23 protein-coding genes are annotated in these 20,015 nt (G+C 38.7%); 6 read left to right on the plus strand and 17 right to left on the minus strand.

Annotated features, from left to right (window positions below):
• Nucleotides 1-389 precede the first annotated feature (389 nt).
• The 3 genes from AC4GME_RS04945 to AC4GME_RS04955 form a co-directional block, all read right to left on the minus strand.
• Nucleotides 390-623, minus strand: a complete 234-nt coding sequence (locus AC4GME_RS04945) for a hypothetical protein (protein ID WP_490376998.1) — start codon at nucleotides 621-623, stop codon at nucleotides 390-392.
• A gap of 182 nt (nucleotides 624-805) precedes the next feature.
• Nucleotides 806-1,096: a PilZ domain-containing protein gene (locus AC4GME_RS04950; RefSeq protein ID WP_490376997.1), complete on the minus strand. Its 291-nt coding sequence runs from the start codon at nucleotides 1,094-1,096 to the stop codon at nucleotides 806-808.
• A gap of 252 nt (nucleotides 1,097-1,348) precedes the next feature.
• On the minus strand, nucleotides 1,349-1,750 hold the full coding sequence (locus tag AC4GME_RS04955; protein WP_490376996.1) for a thioesterase family protein: 402 nt from the start codon (nucleotides 1,748-1,750) through the stop codon (nucleotides 1,349-1,351).
• A 159-nt stretch (nucleotides 1,751-1,909) separates the two neighbouring features.
• Between AC4GME_RS04955 and pdxH the strand changes: the two genes are divergently transcribed.
• Nucleotides 1,910-2,563: a pyridoxamine 5'-phosphate oxidase gene (pdxH, locus tag AC4GME_RS04960; RefSeq protein WP_490376995.1), complete on the plus strand. Its 654-nt coding sequence runs from the start codon at nucleotides 1,910-1,912 to the stop codon at nucleotides 2,561-2,563.
• A gap of 53 nt (nucleotides 2,564-2,616) precedes the next feature.
• Here pdxH and AC4GME_RS04965 read toward each other — a convergent pair whose 3' ends face one another.
• The 6 genes from AC4GME_RS04965 to AC4GME_RS04990 form a co-directional block, all read right to left on the minus strand.
• Nucleotides 2,617-3,348 (minus strand): carbonic anhydrase, encoded by a 732-nt coding sequence (locus AC4GME_RS04965; protein ID WP_490376994.1) that lies wholly within the window; start codon nucleotides 3,346-3,348, stop codon nucleotides 2,617-2,619.
• A 146-nt stretch (nucleotides 3,349-3,494) separates the two neighbouring features.
• Nucleotides 3,495-4,463, minus strand: a complete 969-nt coding sequence (locus AC4GME_RS04970; protein ID WP_490376993.1) for a Solitary outer membrane autotransporter beta-barrel domain — start codon at nucleotides 4,461-4,463, stop codon at nucleotides 3,495-3,497.
• 16 nt (nucleotides 4,464-4,479) lie between these two features.
• On the minus strand, nucleotides 4,480-5,877 hold the full coding sequence (locus tag AC4GME_RS04975) for a cobyric acid synthase (RefSeq protein WP_490376992.1): 1,398 nt from the start codon (nucleotides 5,875-5,877) through the stop codon (nucleotides 4,480-4,482).
• Between the two features lie 77 nt (nucleotides 5,878-5,954).
• On the minus strand, nucleotides 5,955-7,004 hold the full coding sequence (gene aroG / locus AC4GME_RS04980; RefSeq protein WP_490376991.1) for a 3-deoxy-7-phosphoheptulonate synthase AroG: 1,050 nt from the start codon (nucleotides 7,002-7,004) through the stop codon (nucleotides 5,955-5,957).
• Nucleotides 7,005-7,057: 53 nt separating this feature from the next.
• Nucleotides 7,058-8,305 (minus strand): molybdopterin molybdotransferase MoeA, encoded by a 1,248-nt coding sequence (gene moeA / locus AC4GME_RS04985; protein ID WP_490376990.1) that lies wholly within the window; start codon nucleotides 8,303-8,305, stop codon nucleotides 7,058-7,060.
• Nucleotides 8,306-8,493: 188 nt separating this feature from the next.
• Entirely contained in the window at nucleotides 8,494-9,417 is a 924-nt protein-coding gene (locus AC4GME_RS04990; RefSeq protein ID WP_490376989.1) for a LysR family transcriptional regulator, read from the minus strand.
• A 194-nt stretch (nucleotides 9,418-9,611) separates the two neighbouring features.
• On the opposite strand from AC4GME_RS04990, the gene AC4GME_RS04995 reads away from it, so the two are divergent.
• Nucleotides 9,612-10,826 (plus strand): pyridoxal phosphate-dependent aminotransferase, encoded by a 1,215-nt coding sequence (locus AC4GME_RS04995; RefSeq protein WP_490376988.1) that lies wholly within the window; start codon nucleotides 9,612-9,614, stop codon nucleotides 10,824-10,826.
• A gap of 199 nt (nucleotides 10,827-11,025) precedes the next feature.
• Here the strand turns inward: AC4GME_RS04995 and AC4GME_RS05000 are convergent, their stop codons facing one another.
• The 4 genes from AC4GME_RS05000 to AC4GME_RS05015 all read right to left on the minus strand — a co-directional run bounded on the left by AC4GME_RS05000 (nucleotide 11,026) and on the right by AC4GME_RS05015 (nucleotide 15,110).
• Nucleotides 11,026-11,709: a hypothetical protein gene (locus AC4GME_RS05000; RefSeq protein WP_490376987.1), complete on the minus strand. Its 684-nt coding sequence runs from the start codon at nucleotides 11,707-11,709 to the stop codon at nucleotides 11,026-11,028.
• Between the two features lie 206 nt (nucleotides 11,710-11,915).
• Nucleotides 11,916-13,370, minus strand: coding sequence for a polysaccharide lyase 6 family protein (locus AC4GME_RS05005; protein WP_490379085.1), 1,455 nt, complete (start codon nucleotides 13,368-13,370; stop codon nucleotides 11,916-11,918).
• A 456-nt stretch (nucleotides 13,371-13,826) separates the two neighbouring features.
• Nucleotides 13,827-14,237: a hypothetical protein gene (locus tag AC4GME_RS05010; RefSeq protein WP_490378396.1), complete on the minus strand. Its 411-nt coding sequence runs from the start codon at nucleotides 14,235-14,237 to the stop codon at nucleotides 13,827-13,829.
• A gap of 345 nt (nucleotides 14,238-14,582) precedes the next feature.
• Nucleotides 14,583-15,110: a DUF4136 domain-containing protein gene (locus AC4GME_RS05015; RefSeq protein WP_490378395.1), complete on the minus strand. Its 528-nt coding sequence runs from the start codon at nucleotides 15,108-15,110 to the stop codon at nucleotides 14,583-14,585.
• A gap of 516 nt (nucleotides 15,111-15,626) precedes the next feature.
• On the opposite strand from AC4GME_RS05015, the gene AC4GME_RS05020 reads away from it, so the two are divergent.
• From AC4GME_RS05020 to AC4GME_RS05030, 3 genes are all read left to right on the plus strand, one after another.
• Nucleotides 15,627-15,989 carry a hypothetical protein gene (locus AC4GME_RS05020; protein WP_490378394.1) on the plus strand — a complete coding sequence of 121 codons (363 nt, stop codon included), beginning with the start codon at nucleotides 15,627-15,629 and terminating at the stop codon, nucleotides 15,987-15,989.
• A gap of 10 nt (nucleotides 15,990-15,999) precedes the next feature.
• Nucleotides 16,000-16,233, plus strand: coding sequence for a hypothetical protein (locus AC4GME_RS05025; RefSeq protein ID WP_490378393.1), 234 nt, complete (start codon nucleotides 16,000-16,002; stop codon nucleotides 16,231-16,233).
• A 353-nt stretch (nucleotides 16,234-16,586) separates the two neighbouring features.
• Complete coding sequence (locus tag AC4GME_RS05030; protein ID WP_490379086.1) at nucleotides 16,587-16,769, plus strand: hypothetical protein; 183 nt, start codon at nucleotides 16,587-16,589, stop codon at nucleotides 16,767-16,769.
• A 127-nt stretch (nucleotides 16,770-16,896) separates the two neighbouring features.
• Here AC4GME_RS05030 and AC4GME_RS05035 read toward each other — a convergent pair whose 3' ends face one another.
• Complete coding sequence (locus tag AC4GME_RS05035; RefSeq protein WP_490379087.1) at nucleotides 16,897-17,058, minus strand: hypothetical protein; 162 nt, start codon at nucleotides 17,056-17,058, stop codon at nucleotides 16,897-16,899.
• A gap of 430 nt (nucleotides 17,059-17,488) precedes the next feature.
• Here AC4GME_RS05035 and AC4GME_RS05040 point away from each other — a divergent pair, with 430 nt between their 5' ends.
• Nucleotides 17,489-17,671, plus strand: a complete 183-nt coding sequence (locus tag AC4GME_RS05040; RefSeq protein ID WP_490378534.1) for a hypothetical protein — start codon at nucleotides 17,489-17,491, stop codon at nucleotides 17,669-17,671.
• A gap of 29 nt (nucleotides 17,672-17,700) precedes the next feature.
• Here the strand turns inward: AC4GME_RS05040 and AC4GME_RS05045 are convergent, their stop codons facing one another.
• The 3 genes from AC4GME_RS05045 to AC4GME_RS05055 all read right to left on the minus strand — a co-directional run bounded on the left by AC4GME_RS05045 (nucleotide 17,701) and on the right by AC4GME_RS05055 (nucleotide 19,844).
• Nucleotides 17,701-17,859 (minus strand): DUF1737 domain-containing protein, encoded by a 159-nt coding sequence (locus tag AC4GME_RS05045; RefSeq protein ID WP_490378533.1) that lies wholly within the window; start codon nucleotides 17,857-17,859, stop codon nucleotides 17,701-17,703.
• Nucleotides 17,860-18,379: 520 nt separating this feature from the next.
• A complete protein-coding gene (locus AC4GME_RS05050; protein ID WP_490379088.1) occupies nucleotides 18,380-18,772 on the minus strand; it encodes an Imm51 family immunity protein in 393 nt (130 codons plus the stop codon).
• Between the two features lie 301 nt (nucleotides 18,773-19,073).
• The gene (locus AC4GME_RS05055) at nucleotides 19,074-19,844 is read right to left on the minus strand and encodes a substrate-binding periplasmic protein (protein WP_490378531.1); all 771 of its coding nucleotides are present in this window, start codon (nucleotides 19,842-19,844) and stop codon (nucleotides 19,074-19,076) included.
• Between the last annotated feature and the right edge of the window lie 171 nt (nucleotides 19,845-20,015).

Below are 20,015 nucleotides of genomic sequence, written 5' to 3' on the forward strand. Positions count from 1 at the left end.
GAATATAAGGTAGTTTGGGTATATACCCATGATACCTCAAGGTGCTTTATCAGGACTCAGCTAGGAATCCAGAACAAGACACAGCGTGAAGGTAATGGTTGTTCCCTTATCGAGGGCTGTAACGCAGTGCTGGTTTTCTAGCTGAGTCCCCGTAGGGCAAGCCAAATTGCACTCATCTGCGTTGTTATAAAACATCAATGTAGAATAACTATACTTCAATTTTATGCCTAGCAGCTAAGTGTAATTTGATTTGCTGATTTTGCATCTTGAAGTAACATGGGTATAAGTAATAAAGATTCAATATGCGCAGGGATTATAACCAACAAATAAAATCCCTCAGCGACAACTGAGGGATTTGGCTTTAGTGGACATTTTTACCATGTTTAGCTTCAGGCTAACCACAACTCATGATCAGGATCGATTTTTTCAGAAAGAGCAAGCTCAACCCCCATATCCACTAACTCTTTAAGCGTTGAATGATCATCAAGCTTCATCCCATGGAACTCATGACCGGGTTCGATTTTTTCAGAAAGAGTGAGCTCAACACCTATATCTAATAACTCCTTAATGGTTAAATTATCAACAAGGTTCATTGACTGACCCGCTTTGTTATGAAATAACATAATTTTCTCCTTTCAACTCTCCACCCCAATTATAACTTTAGTCTATGTTTGCTGTTTATGAGCCATAAATCATTCTTTTCAGGCAATTTATTACTGACAAAGGTTGGGTTATTGGAGAAAAACAGAACTACAAAAATGAGTGATGCTGAACACCTGTCCAGCATTACTATTAAATAAAAAGTTTATTTTACCGTGGTGAATTCAACCGCCGCGATATAAATACCATCCTGCTCATGCAGACGTAATACTACAGCTTCTGCATTTAAAGGAGGAAATCGGGAATCTTGAGTGTCTAGTAATACATCTATTTGATCACCGGCCTTTAAGACTCCATCAATTAATTGAATAGACATGCCCGTGCTACTCAAATCTTTACAGGTTCCCTGTAACTCGATATCACCTTTAGTTACCGTTACACCCGCTTCAATCGCCATACGGCGGAAAATACGTCTATCATCGTTAGCTATTAACACATTACCTCCAAAACTAAGCAGAAATCGTTATATATCAAATATATTCCAGTTATAAAGTTAAACCCTAAAATAAAAGCTGCAAGTTATCATGGCAATTTATTTTAACTTTGCGAACTTAATTCAATAATAAGGTTCAAAAATGCTGCTGATTTGCAACTAAACCTTAAACGTTGCCATCAATTCAGTTACATTTTCACCTAATTTTTTCGAGTATTGTTAGCGCGAATTACTCTGTTTGACAGTTTAATTTCGCTAGTCAGAAAACAGGGTGGCGGAAATTTCATCAGGAATGGGTTGTAACTGTTTATTTTTATCTAAGCAAACCATCTCAATATCACCAATTACAGCCGCTTTTGTTGCGCCTGGCCGCCACACCTCTTGTCGCCATAACGTTTTGTATTTACCATCAATTTTAAAGCTGGTACGAATATCACACACCTCCGCAAACTCAACACCGTCCTGAAAGATCATATTCGCTTTATAAACTGCAAAACCTAACCCTTTTTCACGCCATAATTTATCAAGTCTGTCGCTATCGATAACATGCTCTCGTGCCCGCTCAAAGTATTTAAGAAAATTTGGATGGTATACAACACCTGAATGGTCAGTATCCTCGTAATAAATTTGTACCGAATGGTGATAAATTTTACTCATTATTTTATTCTCTATTTATTCATTTACGCCAGTCGCTGCTTTATCTATCTTCAAGCAGAAGCACTTCCGGCGAAGCTTAATTAACTGAAATGTTCGACAAAATTTGCAACAAATTATACACTCCGCGTATTAACATACTAATTAAAATAAGAAGATACCATGTCACTTATCAGTAAAATTCGTTGCGCTTTCACCCTTGGTCAGGGTTTATTAATCGAAAATAAAACATTAACCACCACAAATGATCCCATCTCATTTTTTAAACAATGGTTAAGCGAGGCGGAAAACAGTGGCATTATTTTACCTGAATCGATGTCTCTTGCGACTTGTACGGCAGAAGGTCGTCCCTCTTCGCGCGTGGTCTTATTAAAAGAAGCTGATCAAAAAGGTTTTGTTTTTTTTACCAATTACGGCAGCCATAAAGCCACTGAATTAGAAGCAAACCCGTATGCGGCACTGCTGTTTCATTGGAATATGCTGCAACGTCAAGTTCGTATTGAAGGACGAATTGAACGTATAAGCCATGAAGAATCAAATGCCTATTTTCAGAGCCGTGGACGTGGCAGCCGTATCGGTGCCTGGGCATCACACCAAAGCGAAGAACTCGTTGATCGTCAAACATTAGTAGAACGCGTAAAATATTTTGAACAGAAGTTTGCCGGTAAAGAAGTTCCATTACCGGAATTTTGGGGCGGCTATCGCGTGATACCTGAGCGGATTGAATTTTGGCAGGGTAAAGCAGATCGTTTACATGACAGGTTTGTATATCAACCGTCAGAAGGTGGCTGGAAAGTTAAACGTTTAAATCCTTAGTTTTAGCAAATAAACAGGGTACAGATAAATATCTGTCCCTGTTTCAATAACTATTATTTCAAAATCACGCGTGAATTTGTTGCTTGAATAGGACGGTTGTTTGGCCCAGTTAATACATTTTCAAATGCCTTAACTTGCGCTGCAGAAACAGCCACACTCTCTTTTAAGACCAGCCAACGCACACCTTCTGAACAAGGAGGTGTCGTTAGTGAACCATTAAAGCGGTAATAATCACGATTTTCCGGCAACAGTCCATCAATATTCAGTAGTGTATTTAATTGGTATTTATCCCCCGCATGTTCAGGCATTTGTGCCCAAGCTGAAGCAAGCGTTGCATTTTCCTGCGCCACTTCAAACATCACAGCCACGACAGCAAGATTGCTATCTTTATCTGCATGCACCAAATGAGCTTCTAACGGGTAGGATTTACCCTTGATATGGTTTTCACTTGGAGCATGAAAATGCGCTTGTAACAGTTCAAACTGCTGACCATCAATATTTATTGAACTACCTTTTTTATAGTTAACTTGAACGGTATGGCCATTATTTAAAATTTCAGTTCCGCCCGCTTGGTAGTTGAATTCAATCGGCGTAAGATCTGCTTCAATAAAACCAGTTAGATTAACAGGCGATTGATTTGCTCCGCTACAAGCATGGTTTTCAGGTGTCAGTTGTGCCCAATGCTCCGGACCGTGCTCACCGGCATAACCCCAATGCGCATCTGCTGATGCCAATACAGATCCAGAAGTAACAAGTAGACAAGATAATAAAAGTGATTTTTTCATACATTGTTCCATAAAATAAATAACAAGTGGAATCGCACCGTTCGTGCGCAGCAGGAAGATAACATTAAATGAGATAATAATGAATTAAATATCATATTAATCAATTAGATGGTAGTTATAGCATGACAGCAAAGAAACATATTTTGTTACTCGTTGTAATATAAAACCAGTGTGCCGCCGCTGATTGAACTGCCGTAATTTATATTTAAGCCAATACCGACATTATCTAACAAAGGTATTTTATTATTAGTATCAATAACCCAGCCTATACTTGTTTCATAGTAGTGACCATTATTAGAAATCCGGTGCATATCTCCGCCAATGTCTATGCGTTTAAAATCAACCGCAATAAAATCGGAAACGCCCCACATATTCGGCACATCAACTCTAAGTTCCAGACCGTTAATAATACGCCAACCTTGCGGATTGATATCGGAAACATTATTGGCTTTGCCGCCAATACCTTGACCATAAATATAGTGATTACTGTTATGGAGTGTCCAGCGGCCCCAGCCTTGCTGTTTCTGATAGCCGATATTAAGGTGAGGCTCTGCAATCAACGCCACTGCGGTAGTATTAAAGACGTTACCATCTAACCGCTGCTGGAGTTCGACAGGAAAGCCTTCACCGTAATTGAATTGGTTTTCATAATGCATCAGGTGCAGACCAAAACCCGCTTGTCCATACCAGTTATCGGTTAAAGCATATTGCTGTTGATATTGTGCATATCCGCCAACTACGCGTTCTTTTTCGAAATTACTGACACCTTGAAAATATTGGTTTTCTCTTTGTACTTCGAGATAAAAAGCGCGCAGTGTCACAGATTGTGAGCCGCCATTTTGTAAATCATCGAGTAACCAGGTATATGGCACAACTAAAATGTCGATGCTTTTTTTGAGATCTAATGTTTCCTGATCGCCCCAGTTTGGATTGTCTGAATCGACAATATAGCTAAGATCAAAGTTTGCAATACCAAAGGTTAACGCATTACTGTCTGACATCACCGTACTGATCGCAAAAACTTCTTCAAAACTTTTAATACCCAGTTTATCAATCGCCCAAGCCAAAGGAGAGCTCAAAATTCCTGCAGATAATAACAATAGGGTTTTATTCAAAATAGATCCCTTTTGCTTATAACCAGCCATGTTGGGCAAACATCTCTGCTAATTTATCCAGTTCAGAATCAATATGGGGGCCCCATTCAAAGCCATTTTCCCGTCCGCCAACTTGTTTCATAAACCAGTTATAAAAGACTTTATTCTCAAAAACACCATGCAGATAGGTGGTATAGATATTTTCTTGCTGCCAGCCTAAATTTTCTTTCATAAAGGGTAAAACCTGTTGATCGGCAACTGTTTTGCCATGGTGTATTTCATAGCCTTTAACTGAGTTATCCAGCCAGTTGATGCTTGTCTGTTGGGTGGATTTATCTGCAGCGATCTCTGTTTGTAAATCAATTAAAGCCAGCCCTGTTTTGTCTCCGTCTTCAATATTTAACGGATCTAATATCTGCTTGCCTAAAATCTGTAATCCCCCGCAAATCCCCAGTATCAACTTACCCGTTGTCTTGAACTTGCGGATCTGTTTATCTAATCCACTGCTGCGTAAAAACTCTAAACTTACGCCACTGTTTTTACTGCCCGGCAATATCAGCGCATCAAAATCACTTAAATCCTCATTTTGATGAACGGGCACCAGATTAATGTCATCCTGGTAAATAAGCGGATCAAATTCATCCAAATTTGAAGCATAAGGGTAATAAATAAGTGCGATATTTATTTTACCGCGTTGCCATTTTGTGCCGAGTCGAAAGCTATCTTCTTCCGGTAACTGATGACGATAATAAGGCAGATTTGCTACCGTCGGAATACCGGTTTTTTTCTCTAACCAATCCATCGCATTACCCAGTAATAACGGATCACCTCTGAATTTATTAAGCACAAAACCTTTTATCAGTTTCTGCTCTTCGGGCGCTAGACAAGCCCACGTACCAAGCAGGTGTGCAAATGAACCTCCGCGGTCAATATCAGACACTAAATACACATCAGCCTGACATTCAAGTGCAACTGACATATTTACAATATCACCAGCTCGCAGGTTTATTTCAGCAGGGCTGCCCGCGCCTTCAATAACTACCTGATCATATTCATTTTGTAATTGTGACAGTGCATGCTGCACCTCTTTCCACAACAAGGTTTTACGATCCATCCAAGGCTGCTGACTGATCTCATTATTAACGACACCGTTTACAACAACCTGGCTGCATGTTTCGGCACTTGGTTTTAATAATACCGGATTCATTGCCACACAGGGTTTCGCTTTTGCTGCTAATGCTTGTAAATACTGCGCGCGACCAATCTCCAATCCATCTTCAGTAATGGCGGCATTATTACTCATATTTTGCGCTTTAAAGGGCGCAACTTTTACACCGCGGTTGGCAAGTAAACGACAAATTGCTGTAACGATTAAAGATTTACCGGCATCACTGGTACAACCTAAAATCATAATCGGCCTGTTTTTATTGTTCATATTGGTCTCTGTCGGTAAATTGCAGGTAAAAAAAAGCACTGTCGAAACAGTGCTGTAATCATTTATCAAAGCTAATATTAAGCGCGACGGGTTAATACAGCATCAGATAACTGTGCTAAAAGCTTTTCAGTATCAGCCCAACCGATACAAGCATCAGTGATACTTTGACCGTAGGTAGCTACAGCGCCATCAATTAAATCCTGACGGCCTTCAACTAAGTGGCTTTCAACCATCACACCAGAGATTGCTTGATCACCAGCAGCAATTTGACCGCAAACATCAGTACAAACTTTCATTTGATTTTCAAATTTCTTCTCAGAGTTTGCGTGACTGAAATCGATCATCAATGTTTCTTCTAAACCTGATTTTTTCAAATCAGATTTAATTGCAGCAACGTCTGCTGCGCTGAAGTTTGGCGCTTTACCACCGCGTAAAATGATATGACAATCCGGGTTACCCGCAGTTTCAACAATTGCGCTGTGGCCAAATTTGTTCACAGATAAGAAATGGTGAGAAGCATTAGCTGCGCCAATTGCATCTACAGCCACTTTGATTGTGCCATCAGTACCGTTTTTGAAACCAACCGGGCATGAAAGACCAGAAGCTAGTTCACGGTGAACTTGAGATTCAGTTGTACGTGCGCCGATTGCGCCCCAAGTCATTAGATCTGCTACATATTGCGGCGTAATCATATCTAAGAATTCTGTTGCAGCAGGCAGTCCCATTGCATTGATATCTAATAATAATTTACGGCCTGTGCGTAAACCTTTATTAATATTAAAAGTACCGTTTAATTCAGGATCGTTGATTAAACCTTTCCAACCGACAGTTGTACGTGGTTTTTCAAAGTAAACACGCATTACGATTTCTAATGTGTCTTTGTATTTTTCACGTAGTGGAGCAAGTTTTTCAGCATACTCAAGCGCCGCTTCTGTATCATGAATTGAACAAGGACCAATAATCACTAATACGCGATCATCTTGATTGCTTAAAATCTTATGAATCGCATTACGCGATCCAGCCACTGTTTCACTAATTGCATCCGTTGCAGGAAATTTTTCTAATAATGCAATCGGTGGTAAAAGTTCTTTAATTGCTTTGATATGTACGTCATCAGTATTAATCATTGTTATTCCCAAGGCACTTACTTGTGCTCAAAAGTTAATTTTAATTTTTATTGTTAATCCATTAAAGCGTTGTACGGTTCAATTGTTACTGTTTCACCCGCTTCAACATTGCCTCGTTGTTGTTCGAGTACAATAAAACAGTTTGATTGGCTCATTGAACTAAATACGCCTGAGCCTTGACTACCAGTCGATGAAACAACCAGTTGTCCATTTTCGTCCACAGAATAGCTTGCACGCTGAAAATCGGTGCGCCCAACTGCTTTTTTTAGTTTATCGATAGCAATCGCATTGAAACGAATTGCAGGTTTGACCTTTAAGCCACCCATGGTGAGCATAGCAGGTACAGCAAGCTGATAGAGAGTGACCATAGCGGAAACCGGATTACCTGGCAAGCCGAAAAACACACTGCTTGGCAGTTTACCAAAAGCAAAAGGTTTACCCGGTTTAATCGCAAGTTTCCAAAAACCGATAGAGCCCATCTCCTGCAAAATATCTTTAATAAAATCAGCTTCACCAACCGATACGCCGCCACTTGTGATCACCACATCAGCCTGTAAATCAGCAGATGCAAATGCTTCGCGAAGCAGTGATTTATCGTCTTTGATAATACCAAAATCAATCACTTCAACATTAAGCCGGGATAATAAAGCAATAATGCTATAGCGATTACTGTCATAGATATCGCCTTGTGCGAGCGGTTCACCCAAACTTTTCAGCTCATCACCGGAAGAGATAACCGCCACTTTGAGTTTTCTAAACACCTCAATATTGGCCAAACCCAATGAAGCAATCAAGGGTATATCGCGCGGCGTTAATTTATGCCCTTTACCGAGCACTACTTGATCCTGTTTAATATCTTCAGCAGCCAAGCGCACATTATCAGCCAGTTTGGGTAACTGGCTAAAAGTGATTAAACCCTCATTGGCTTCTGTTCGCTCCTGCATCACAACTGTATCGGCACAATCTGGCATTACAGCGCCGGTCATAATACGAATACAACAACCACGGGGAAGATCTCCCGCATAAGGCGCGCCCGCAAAAGATTTACCAATCAGCTTGAGTGTGATCGGATTTTCAGGCGAACAGTTAATTAAATCGGCTTGATTAAGTGCATAACCATCCATTGCTGAATTATTAAAAGGCGGCACATTTAATGGCGATTTCAGATCTTGAGCCAGCGCAAAACCAAGTGCTTGTGATAACGGCAATGTAACAGCTTCACACACATTAGATAATGACGCCTGCATTTCAGTTAATGCTTGTTCGAGGGGCATTAACCCTTTTGCATCACAACAACCCATCAGCTTGATCTCAACATAATAAATAAATAGTTAATAATTGTGACTTTTTATTCGTCGCTCTGCAATTATTCAACAATAAAAATTGGTGAAAGATCAAGAATATATTGACGATTTGTATCTGTCAGCTTAAATATTCAACACTCTTTGGTTTTTAAAGCAAAATAATAATCATGCTTGCCTAAACAATTTTAAATATCACTCGCTACTTTAATACCTTTAAGGTGTACAAAACAACTCTCAATGGCTGTTTTAATAAAATCTTGTAAATAGGCTAATGATTGTTGCTCTTCACGAACTGCAGCATACAAGGTATTCCATAACCCTTCTTTACCTAAACGTCGTGCCACAACATAGTCCTTTTTCAGATATTCAAACAGTGCCCAGTTAGGTAATCCTGCCACACCACGCCCGCTTGCGACCAACTGCAGCATCATTAAGGTCATATCTGCATGGCGGATTTTGGCTGGTGAAACCCCCTCTGGTATTAAAAATTGATTGAAAATATCCAAACGCTCTTTTTCTACCGGGTAAGTGATTAAGGTTTCCCGGCTTAGATCTTCCGCTTCAATATAGGTTTTATTCGCCAGACGATGATGACGGCTTAATGCCAGCATTGGCTGATAACTAAATAGCGGAATGTAGCTGATACCTTCAATAGGTTGCGGATCTGAGGTTACTACTAAATCAAGGTTGCCGCGTTTTAGTGCGGGCAAAGGCAAAAAACTGAAACCGCTTGAGAAATCCAGCTCTACTTCCGGCCAGCTGTCTCTAAATTTATCAATTGCAGGCATTAACCACTGAAAACAGGAGTGGCACTCAATGGCCATATGCAGTCGCCCGGCATCACCGGAAACAAAACGTGATAGGTCGCGCTCAGCGTTACGAATTTCAGGTAATACTTGATCGGCTAATTCTAATAAGCGCAATCCCGATACGGTAAAACGAATCGGCCGTGATTTACGGATAAATAAAGAGCAGTTAAGACGCCCTTCCAACTCTTTTAACTGATGCGATAATGCAGATTGGGTAAGATGTAACTGCTTTGCAGCTTCCACTAAACTGCCCGTATTATTTAATGTCGATAAGGTTTTTAAGTGTTTGATTTCAATCATAGTGGAACTCTGACCTTTAATAATATGCAATAATTTCAACAATACTTGAAAATTTTTAATAATAAAAGCGAGAATCCCCTGTTGTTTGCTTTATTTGCTTCACACCATCGCTAAGATCAGGTACTTTTAGGTGTTAGCAATTTATTGCGGCAAATTGTATGTTTATCACACCGTTCAGGTTTTAAGAGGTTGTTATGTATTCCATTGAAAAGTCCCATAAGTTAGATAATGTTTGTTATGACATTCGTGGGCCCGTGCTTAAACAAGCCCAGAAATTGGAAGAAGAAGGACAACGAATTCTAAAGCTTAATATCGGTAATCCAGCCCCGTTTGGTTTTGAAGCACCTGAAGAAGTATTAATGGATGTGATCAAAAACCTGCCGCTAAGCCAGGGTTATTGTGATAGCAAAGGACTTTTTTCTGCGCGTAAAGCGGTAATGCAGCACTATCAGGCGAAAGGGTTACTTTCACTTGATACGGATGATATTTATATCGGTAACGGCGTGAGCGAATTAATCGTAATGGCGATGCAGGGATTATTAAATAATGGTGATGAACTGTTAGTACCTGCACCTGATTATCCGTTATGGACAGCCGCAACCAATTTATCGGGCGGTAAAGCGGTACATTATATCTGTGATGAGCAGTCAGACTGGTTTCCGGATATCGAAGATATCAAATCAAAAATCACCGTAAAAACCAAAGGGATTGTTATTATTAATCCTAACAATCCAACGGGTGCGGTTTATAGTAAAGAGTTATTAGAGCAGATTGTTGAACTGGCTCGTCAACATAACTTAATCGTTTTTTCCGATGAAATTTACTCAAAAATCACTTATGACGATGCAGTGCATATTCCACTTGCAACATTGGCTGATGACATTTTGATTGTCACTTTTGACGGACTTTCCAAAGCCTATCGAGTGTGTGGTTTCCGTGTCGGCTGGATGATGATCAGCGGCGCAAAAAAACACGCTCGAGATTATATCAATGGCTTGGAAATACTCGCCAGTATGCGTTTATGCGCAAATGTACCGATGCAGCATGCGATTCAAACATCACTGGGCGGTTATCAAAGTATTAATGAATTAATCATACCGGGTGGCCGTTTGTATGATCAAACTCAGACCGCCTGGAAACTGCTTAATGATATTCCAGGGATTAGCTGCACGAAACCTAAAGGTGCGCTATATCTATTCCCGAAACTGGATCAGAAAAAATTTAATATTAAAGATGATCAACGTTTTGCGATGGACCTGTTAATGGAAGAAAAAATCTTAATCGTACAGGGCACTGGTTTTAACTGGCATAAACCGGATCATTTCCGAATTGTCTGTTTACCGCGTATAGATGAACTGAGCCAGGCAATCTCTAAAATCGGCAATTTTTTAGACGGTTATCGTCAGTAGCTAACAGCCTTTTATAATGTAATATTGTTCATAAGTTTTAACGTCAGGGCTTGCCGTAAAAAAACAGTCAATGGCGCTTTTGAGTGCAAAACTGTTTCAGACAAATAAAAAGGGCTATTCAGCCCTTTCTTTTATCTTTAATAAGTCTCTTTTTGCTGGTTAAGTACAAAAAAACAAGATCAGGTTTAAAGTTCTGAATTTATATTTTAGTACCGTTAATATCCGCTTCGACAAGTTTATGTGTCGATTCTTCATCAACTGCTTGTACTGGGATGCCAGATTCAGCTGTATACCAAGATGAATAAGTAGACTCTTCAGTCAAGCCATCAGGATTTGTAAATGAAGAATTTATTTCAAACTTGCAGGTTTTATAACTGCCGGCAGGAACCGTAATCGTCTCTATCCCTTTAAATGTAGTATATTCAATATATACAAATTCAAAGTTGCCGAATGATGCCTCACTAATCAAAGTTGTTGTTTGCTCATAAGAATCACCCTTATTGAGATTGAATTTCATTGTCATAGCCGGCTCATAATATGATTCAACATCATCACTCTTGTTACCTAATTGAGATACCGATTTTTCATTATTATCTATGGACAAATAACTATAATATGAGGACGTTCCATTCGTTACTTCTATCCGGGTTGCTGCTTGCCCTCTAAATACCGTATCTTCAAGCACTTTATAATTTATTGTTTCAGCAGGCTTATTAGCGTCTTGAAAGGTTAAATTATATTCTGCTCCGGGTGTATATAAATTCTCGTTAAAACAGATTGAAGCATTTTCAACTGTTTTATTCGTACTTGTACTATCTCCACCACTGTTACAGCCGCCAAGAACGCTGGCTAAAAGAACAACCGACAAAACCTTTTTATTCATTTTATATTCCATATACAGTAATTAATAACTGAGACTTACTACTGGGTCTCGTATTTCACACTGCATATTATACAAACCTCCTAACTGTTCCTATTACCTTCTATTACACCGACTTGCACTTTTACAATTTAAACCTCTGTTCAAAACTATTTCAGGCAAATTAAAAGGGCTATTCAGCCCTTTATTGATTGGCTTTAACTCACTTATTACCAATTTGTTCCCACATCATTTTTTTGTAGTGGTAATACTTGTTTACCTTGTGCATCGCTTGGTATTACAAAACCTAAATCTGCACTCGATTTTATTCGCTTAACCAGATTTATATTCTCCTGCCAGCGCATATCTAAATTTATTTTATCTATCCAGTCAGCTAGTTTGGATGGTTGTTTTTCTGTTTTAAGTAACTTAATACCGGATTGTTCTTTGCTTGAGATCTTACTGTCGTTAATAATGCCGGCATAAGTATTAGCGGCATTCGCATAGACATTTGTGAATACTTGAATATCATCAGCAGCTTGGGTTAATGTCAGAGTTGCCGGTGCTTTTTCAATTATATTATTAATTAAATAGATAGATTCAGGTAAACGAGTTCGATTTTTTTTATCTTTAAGAGCAAACTGTGAGCCAATGACAATTGCTGAACTGCTTGAATTTACAATGCTGTTATTGGCGAATAAAATATTTTTAGTTAATGGAAAATGAAATGGGTTGAGGCCTTTTTTAGCACGTTTAGGATCTGCTTTAGCGCTTGCAGCCCCAAAAGAGATCGTGCCGAAATCTGTTTTTTTAGGGTGTGGAGTCAGATCTGCAAAGTAATTATTGAAAACAACATGATCTTCACCGCGAACAAATAACCCAGCTTGTTTGGGCTGACCAGACCCCAAGAAGTAATTGTCATAAACTAGACTGCGTTTGCCTTGTCGTAGACTTAAATTCCCTTCCGAGTTTTTAAAGGTATTGTAACGGAAAATATTTTCGCTACTTTTTGCAGAGATTATCTCAGATTCACCATTCTCTTGTTCAAATAAATTATATTCAAAAATGACGCGAGAGTTAAAGTCATGCATAGAGCCATGACCCACTCGTGACGCTGAACCGCCATTTGAGCCGAGTAAAGGCCGGCTGAAGTAGTTATAAGCAATACGGTGTGAAGATGTTATTTGCGGTTTTACATCGACATTAATATAACTTGCAAGGCTGCGCTTTCCGGTAAATTCATTGTTTATTACCTGATTTTTATGGCCGTTAAGCTGGATCCAGACACCATCAGCCAGGTCAATATCGGTAAACTTATTGTTTGCGATCAAGTTGTATTGACCTGTTACCGTAATTAAATCTGCGCGTTGAGTACGGCTGCCCTTTTGGAAGTGAATTCCAGATAATTGAATATTATTACCGGTTATTGTTATCTTGCTGTCACCCGTTATGCTTACGGTGCCTGGTTGACTTGCGTTTATTTTTAAAGGGTTATCAGATGTGCATCTTTGTGTGACGCGCAGTTGCAGATCGGGATAGTTGCCTTGAGTCAGGCGAATATTATCGCCACAGTTTGCTTGGGCGACTTTATGATAAAGTTCAGTGTTGCCATTAACTATAAACTCTTCCGCGTAGCTATGCTGAGCGATTAATAATAGCGTAATGTAAAGCGGTTTAAGATTCATTTTATTAGCCTTGTTAGTTTATCGATTGATCCTAAGTTTTCTCAAGTCATCGCTGGCGAAAATATTGCTGTTAATTCTGCCGTAATTTATAGGTTGATAATGGTTAATGGCATTTACCAGCATCAGTCGTTTTACTAGTAGAACGAAGAGCTATATCCCGCACTTAATGAAAGCAGCACACACCACTATATCTTCATCTGCCTTCTTTTAGTTTCGAACACTGTTTAACATGTGTTACCCGTCACTTTATTTACCTGTTATTTAACACAAAAGCACTTCAATACCTTTCGCTGCGTCATTCGCAAAACAATTCGTAAGGGTGAGTTTGGCTCGATTACAAAGTGAGTTGATATTTATGGATACTCATATGGTTTCGGCAGTTGCTGAATTTCAGATTGAGGAGGGAGCAGGGAGACACAACGAATGAGTGTCCCTATTTCCCTATATTTGCTTAATTCATGGATAGTATTTCTTTATTCTTGCGCAATTTCTAACATCAAAATGTAACCAGGAAACTCCAAGCTCTATACTGCCAATAAGCTTAAAGTCACTATTATATGGACTTGCCAATATCTCCTGCCGCACTGCTTCTGCTGACTTGTTAGCAAACAAACAGTCTGCCGCGCGCCCAAATGTATGTTGGCTGAATGGGCTGTAATATGGGCTATCTGACGTTCGTAATCCACTCCACTCCCTGTCCTTCCCCCAATAATAGTTGTTAACTGTAATTGAACCATATCGTTCCCTTAAGTTATCCAATGTTATCAGCAATCGTTCATCTAATAGTTCCCATGCTTTGCAGCCCCTTTGTTCGAACACTTTGCGCGGAACCAGTTCATGAATGGAGAAGTGCTTACATTTATACATTGACGAACTCCTTATATTGGAAATGAGGATTGTACTCAGCATATAACCGCTTTAGAGACAGCACTATGCAGGAAAACAGATGCCGCAGTCTTTTGTAAATTAATCCGCACAATATCTGCTTTTTATTTAGACAGTAATTTTCTGGACAAATATCGCCTTTATTTTCAGTCATTATATTCATGATGTTAGACAAGCAACTAAATATGGCTATTACACTCTATTACATGCTCTCGGATAAAATGATGGGTCGGAGTAAGCGCAATATCAGCTAAGCTGAGAGCCCGAAATCACAGCCTTGTTTCCAGTTAAAGGATAGATATGGCTAACAGTGTTAGCCATACGCTGTTACTTTGGCTGTGGAGGGTAAGTGCTGAGCATTAAATCAATTTGCTTAGTAATAAATTCTGCCCGTTTATCCGGCCCCATTGTCTCTTTCAGCTGGCTCTGAGAAATAGAACTCCATACTATGGATTGGCTGGCAGGATCTAAAAATTCAAGAACTAATTTGCCGTATTTACGTTCGCGGTAGCGAGTAGGTGTACTCATAGCAATACTGCCTCTACCTCGGGATACTCCGAACCCCAAGGAGCTTCCAAATGATTCTAATTCGGTTGCGCTATCGACTCGGTAATCCACCAGTAAGTCAGCACTTTTCACATCTGTTTGACGAAGGCCCTTTTGCTTTAGCTGCGCCACTACTGCGCTTTCTATCCGCGAACTATCGATGCTGGCAACAGCATCTTCCGGGGCGCGAACAAAGGCAAAGTCTTTATACTGAGAAAAGTCATGCTCGACTAGATAGTCAGTAGCGGGTTTAACAGTACAGGCTAAGACAGAGAGAGACAGCAAAGCTGATAAAACAATACGTAACATCGAACACTCCAATTACAAAGTCAAGCAACATGCATAACTATAAATTTAACATAGGATCAGCCAGATATAGTAACGCCAATCTAAGGGTAATATTAATCCCTATCGACGGCTTTGCGATAAGCCCTTCTTTATATATTAATGTAAATGAGAGTATAGGAAGAAGTTTAAAAACAATAAACGCTCTTTTTTAATTAAAACAGGCTTTACACTGCACAAATATAACTATTCCTCGCTATTACAACTTAACAAAAAAAACATAGGCTAAATAATAGGCGCCAGTGAAATAGAAAGCTTACGACCCTCACACCTCAACGCTTCAAAACGAAAGCGCCTTACTTATTTAACAAAAAGTAAGCAGTTATTCCCATATAGCTTCGCCCACAAACTGCAACAAGCAAAAGGCAACGCATACAATGACTTAGCTAAAATCACAGATAAAAGTGCATTGTGATTTGACTAATATATACAATATAGGTACCTTATAACCCCTCTCTTAAACAAAAGGAATGAAAACCAATGAAACTTTCGCTTGCTTGCGAACTTTTAATTGCTAAATTAACCTTTTCTGTGATGGTCAAGAAACGATTTTTTGTTTTCTCCGCTCAGTCTGACATGTTAGCAGCAGGAAATAACGCAGGCTTAGCAACACTGGAGCCGAACAACAAAACCTTCTCTTGCAATGTTGATCTCGTTTGCAGCCAACATACAGCTGCCATACAAACAAAGCAATCCAATTGCCAATTTGCTGCTGGCTCAAAATCACTATTGGCAAGGTCTCCTGACTGGAGTGCAGAAAAAGCCTGCCTCGTAAAAATGATAAAACTAATCAATGGCATCAGAGTATGTAAAGCCTGGACGCCAATGCCAGAAGTGGCGTAAGGATAATAATATGTCAATAACAGCAGATGAATTTGGCGGAGAACGCCTTATTAACGTTAATGAACTCACCCGTTTAATGGGAGTTGACCGTAGCTATTTCAGTCAAAAAATAGTTAAAAAAACTAATTTTTTAGAAATTGCCCCAGCCATTCGCCTTTACGGTAATGGTTCAGCAAGGTACAAATTAGGTGATGTATTAAGGTTTATTGAAAGTAGAAAAGAGAAATCAACGCCCACAGGCTAAGGAGAACAAGAAATTGTCTCTGTCTTTTGACGAAAAGAAAAATACAGCAGACCTAATTACTTTTATTATCTTTTAGCTTTGGCGTCGACAGCAATGCAGGGCTTTTTAGCTGACTTTATCTTTGCATTTGATTTTGCCGTTTTTTGTTACACGCATTAAATGAACACAGATCTGCCCTGCTTCTATACCCGTTTTTGATCTTGATTAATAAACGCCTGATTGCTGCTTAGTTTATCGTTTAGTTTTTTTACCCAGGTAATCTATTTACTATACTTGTTTTGTGTCGAGGATGTTTTTTGAGCGGCACACTCATTTTATCAATCGTTTCCATTATCACTGAGAGGTTTATTCTTATGAGAACTTTCCTTTTAATCTTGTTTTGCGGAACTGTCGGCGGTTTAATTGTATCGTATATATCCAGTATTACGCCATTTGGTATGGTACTGATATCGCTAATTATATTGTGGGGTGCATCTAAAACGCTTGAGTTAATTGAACACTCTTTAAATGAAACAGAGAATGAAAAACAAGAGTGACGGTAAACTAAATTTTTAGAAAGCATAGAAAATAGGGCTGGAGAGCCCCTTTAATAGTAGCTTTTGTAATTTAAGGCAAAACGCAAGATTTGCCTTAAATCCGCTGATGTATTGCTAACTGCATATACTAAAGTAATGTAGTTTTCTCTTCACATTTATGCTCCGGTGGAACATATTGCAGATAATACTTACACATCGAATTTTTACATTTATGGTGATGTTCATGATCAGATTTTACTTCTTGCATAAAGTATTTACACTCGGAATCACGACATGTTTTTACGGGCATCTCTGCCTCCTTCACTTGAAATTAAAAAATATACCTAAAATAATTTATTCAACCTGCTTTTGCTAACCTCTTATGCCTCATTTCAGTTGCGGCATGCTAGCTTGAAATAAATATATAACTATGTGTTTGATTTCATACTTACTAATACCCACACATAATAGACTACACATAAAAATGTAGTGTTTAAATTAAAGTTGAACAACTATCAAATAACAACGAGAAAATATTCGAGCTATATCACATTACGTACAATCAACAGCTTAAATTATAAAAGGTCACCTACCTTCAGCCTTCTGACTCCCGAGTTCATCTGAAAAGGCAAACACCCTACCTGAAAGCAAAAAATATGGTTCCCCTTATATATAAAATACCGCCAGTTCTGCTTTTATAAGCTAAAATTAAGGGTGTGAAGTTATAAAAGGTAATCATTATGCGTGACTTTATAGAAAGTTTGATTTTAAGGGACCAAGCGGAAGAAGAGCTGTTTTTGGAAGCCGTAGATGAGAAGTTACAGGATAAAGCGAAAGCTGAGCTGGAGAGAAAAAAACAGAAAGAAGAGGTGGAAATTTGTATCGATGATAAAGATCATAAATTTCACTTGAAACATCCTTAATAAGGGGCCGTTTAGCCCCTTTGGATTGACTACTCTTTTTTCAAAGCTTGTATATAGAATTTAGGCTTGCCTTCACTATTAAAAGTTACCACCATATCCCCGTGTAACTTCCAACCGTCCGCAAGAAAATGGTTTACAAGTTTTTCTAACCCCTTCACTGAATGTGATTTGCAGATCCTTATTTTCATTTGAAATTCCTATTCTAAGTGAGTGATTAATATTACATTAGTCCATTATTTTCAAATTTACTAATGCAACTAGGCCGTTATCTTCTGCCCTGCATCTATCGTAATTTCGCATATAACAGAAAGTAGTTTTGCGTTTGCCGAAAGGCGGACTTCTGTGGAGCGACCATATATGTCCGCAATCAGTGTATTTTAGAGATAGCATAGCCAGTTCGTCTTTATACTAACGGACACCAAACTACAAATTAGATGATCAATTGAAGTTTATTAAATGCAGGAAGGAGAAGGTTGCGGCCGCAAGCTAGCAAGTAAAAAGAACAAGGTATTGCCTTTTACCGGAAAGAGTAAAAAATGAAAGACATCCATATATTATATGTTGAATTGTTTCAAATCATTATCTTATGAGGTTAAAACTATTAGACGTACTCAATTTCGTTCGATGCTTAATAAAGCTAAGAGCAGTAGCGATACAGATGCGTACCGCTAAACCGCTTTAATTCAGACGGAGAAAGAATCCATCTGTTTACTCGATATACCCGCCATCAGTCGCTATTTTAATCTGTTTTTCTCGATAGACAATATCTGATGAGAGCTTTTCAATTACAGCCTTCACTTTATCAGCAACAATTTCGCTACTGGTGTATGCGGCGAAAATTCCACCTTCAGGAGCAAATTCAATTTGCGATAACAATTCTGGAGATTCAGTAGTTACCGCGGCCTTAACCAAAGCGGCCCATGTATAGCCACTGCCTTGCAAACCGGCTTTTCCAAAATAGTCTGCTATATCCTCTTTAAAATTATAATAATTTATAGCATATTGATCATTGATCTTTCGAACAGAAACCTGCTCTTCCCCATTCTCTGCGAAAACACTTATAGAAACCATAGTTAAAATCAGTAAAATAATACGACGCATAGTAGTGATACCTTTTAGTTGTAACATTTTTCAGGCGGAATCATTGCGTGTTTCCACAAAAAAGACGCCCGTAAAATATTTTTGATAAAAACAAACCCTACATGCTTCAAAAATGTTTTTCAAATGGTTATATTTGTTAATAGGAGCTACTTATCTGTAGGACCGCGGAATTATTCCATATTTGCCGTTGCGGTAGAAAAACTCTGAGTCAGCTCTTGTCTTTCCCCTAAAAAAGCATAAGACATTCATCTACAATGCTTTTTATGGAAAGGGCCTGATTTATGATAGCCAGAATTAAGATTTACAAATGCGAATAGCGCTTCCTTATAGATTCTAAAGTTCCATCTTGTTCGAGTTTCTCAAATGCACCTAACAGCTTTTCATATACTTCCAAGGAGATTTTTTTACTTATGCCAAAAAAAACATCTTCTTCCTGAAGAATGAAAGGATGAATAACTAACCCATCGTAATTGGGGTCATTTTGAATCTTGTAGACCATGCTGAATTTCTCTTCAAAAAAACCCAGAATATGATTTGCCTTTACCTTGCGGGGGTTTATTTTAACATTCTTAACGATCTCAAAGCTGTTCATGAATTGGGGATTTTTCATTTTATTATTGAATTCATTCGAATAATGAAGATTCTCTTGAATCCCAAACCTAATTTTCCGGGTTTGGGAAATCGTGATGAAATCATTCAATTCTTTTATCGGCATGCCTAAGTTCTTTTCACTTACAACCAGAGCCATTTGAGCTTTTCTTTCTGGGCCGATCCAATTAGCATATTTGGATCTTTTGGCGGTTTTATTCATATTCATCATCATATCGAGGGTGCCTTTTTCAATATGCTTCAAACCAGCTGCCCATGACGTGGGTATAAATTTGGCCTTAAAACCGGCTTCTTTTATAATTGCATTTGCAAGCTCAACATCAAGGCCTGTCCAATTGCCTGTATCGTCAATGTAATACTGTGGAGGGAAATCAGTCACACGTACTCTAATAACAGTATCCGTGGAGAAAGCGTTTATACTAGCAGATAAAACGAGAGCTATTATAAGCAGTAATTTCTTCATCGCTATATTCCTATTCTCATATTCTCATATTCTCATATTCAATAACACTCTCAAAAAGCAATAATCTGGACGAATTTGCAACTCATCTGAGCCCGTTCTTATGGATCAAAAGGGTAGGAGATCCAGGTCTTATATTATTTATAATCATTACATTTAATATGAATATTAGGG

This window comes from Psychromonas sp. (assembly GCF_983033635.1).

Coding starts and splice junctions, on each gene's coding strand:
- AC4GME_RS04945 (WP_490376998.1), bottom strand. CDS start 623: ATGTTATTTCATAACAAAGCGGGTCAGTCAATGAACCTTGTTGATAAT.
- AC4GME_RS04955 (WP_490376996.1), bottom strand. CDS start 1,750: ATGAGTAAAATTTATCACCATTCGGTACAAATTTATTACGAGGATACT.
- pdxH (WP_490376995.1), top strand. CDS start 1,910: ATGTCACTTATCAGTAAAATTCGTTGCGCTTTCACCCTTGGTCAGGGT.
- AC4GME_RS04965 (WP_490376994.1), bottom strand. CDS start 3,348: ATGAAAAAATCACTTTTATTATCTTGTCTACTTGTTACTTCTGGATCT.
- AC4GME_RS04975 (WP_490376992.1), bottom strand. CDS start 5,877: ATGAACAATAAAAACAGGCCGATTATGATTTTAGGTTGTACCAGTGAT.
- aroG (WP_490376991.1), bottom strand. CDS start 7,004: ATGATTAATACTGATGACGTACATATCAAAGCAATTAAAGAACTTTTA.
- moeA (WP_490376990.1), bottom strand. CDS start 8,305: ATGGGTTGTTGTGATGCAAAAGGGTTAATGCCCCTCGAACAAGCATTA.
- AC4GME_RS04990 (WP_490376989.1), bottom strand. CDS start 9,417: ATGATTGAAATCAAACACTTAAAAACCTTATCGACATTAAATAATACG.
- AC4GME_RS04995 (WP_490376988.1), top strand. CDS start 9,612: ATGTATTCCATTGAAAAGTCCCATAAGTTAGATAATGTTTGTTATGAC.
- AC4GME_RS05000 (WP_490376987.1), bottom strand. CDS start 11,709: ATGAATAAAAAGGTTTTGTCGGTTGTTCTTTTAGCCAGCGTTCTTGGC.
- AC4GME_RS05005 (WP_490379085.1), bottom strand. CDS start 13,370: ATGAATCTTAAACCGCTTTACATTACGCTATTATTAATCGCTCAGCAT.
- AC4GME_RS05010 (WP_490378396.1), bottom strand. CDS start 14,237: ATGTATAAATGTAAGCACTTCTCCATTCATGAACTGGTTCCGCGCAAA.
- AC4GME_RS05015 (WP_490378395.1), bottom strand. CDS start 15,110: ATGTTACGTATTGTTTTATCAGCTTTGCTGTCTCTCTCTGTCTTAGCC.
- AC4GME_RS05020 (WP_490378394.1), top strand. CDS start 15,627: ATGAAACTTTCGCTTGCTTGCGAACTTTTAATTGCTAAATTAACCTTT.
- AC4GME_RS05025 (WP_490378393.1), top strand. CDS start 16,000: ATGTCAATAACAGCAGATGAATTTGGCGGAGAACGCCTTATTAACGTT.
- AC4GME_RS05030 (WP_490379086.1), top strand. CDS start 16,587: ATGAGAACTTTCCTTTTAATCTTGTTTTGCGGAACTGTCGGCGGTTTA.
- AC4GME_RS05035 (WP_490379087.1), bottom strand. CDS start 17,058: ATGCCCGTAAAAACATGTCGTGATTCCGAGTGTAAATACTTTATGCAA.
- AC4GME_RS05040 (WP_490378534.1), top strand. CDS start 17,489: ATGCGTGACTTTATAGAAAGTTTGATTTTAAGGGACCAAGCGGAAGAA.
- AC4GME_RS05045 (WP_490378533.1), bottom strand. CDS start 17,859: ATGAAAATAAGGATCTGCAAATCACATTCAGTGAAGGGGTTAGAAAAA.
- AC4GME_RS05050 (WP_490379088.1), bottom strand. CDS start 18,772: ATGCGTCGTATTATTTTACTGATTTTAACTATGGTTTCTATAAGTGTT.
- AC4GME_RS05055 (WP_490378531.1), bottom strand. CDS start 19,844: ATGAAGAAATTACTGCTTATAATAGCTCTCGTTTTATCTGCTAGTATA.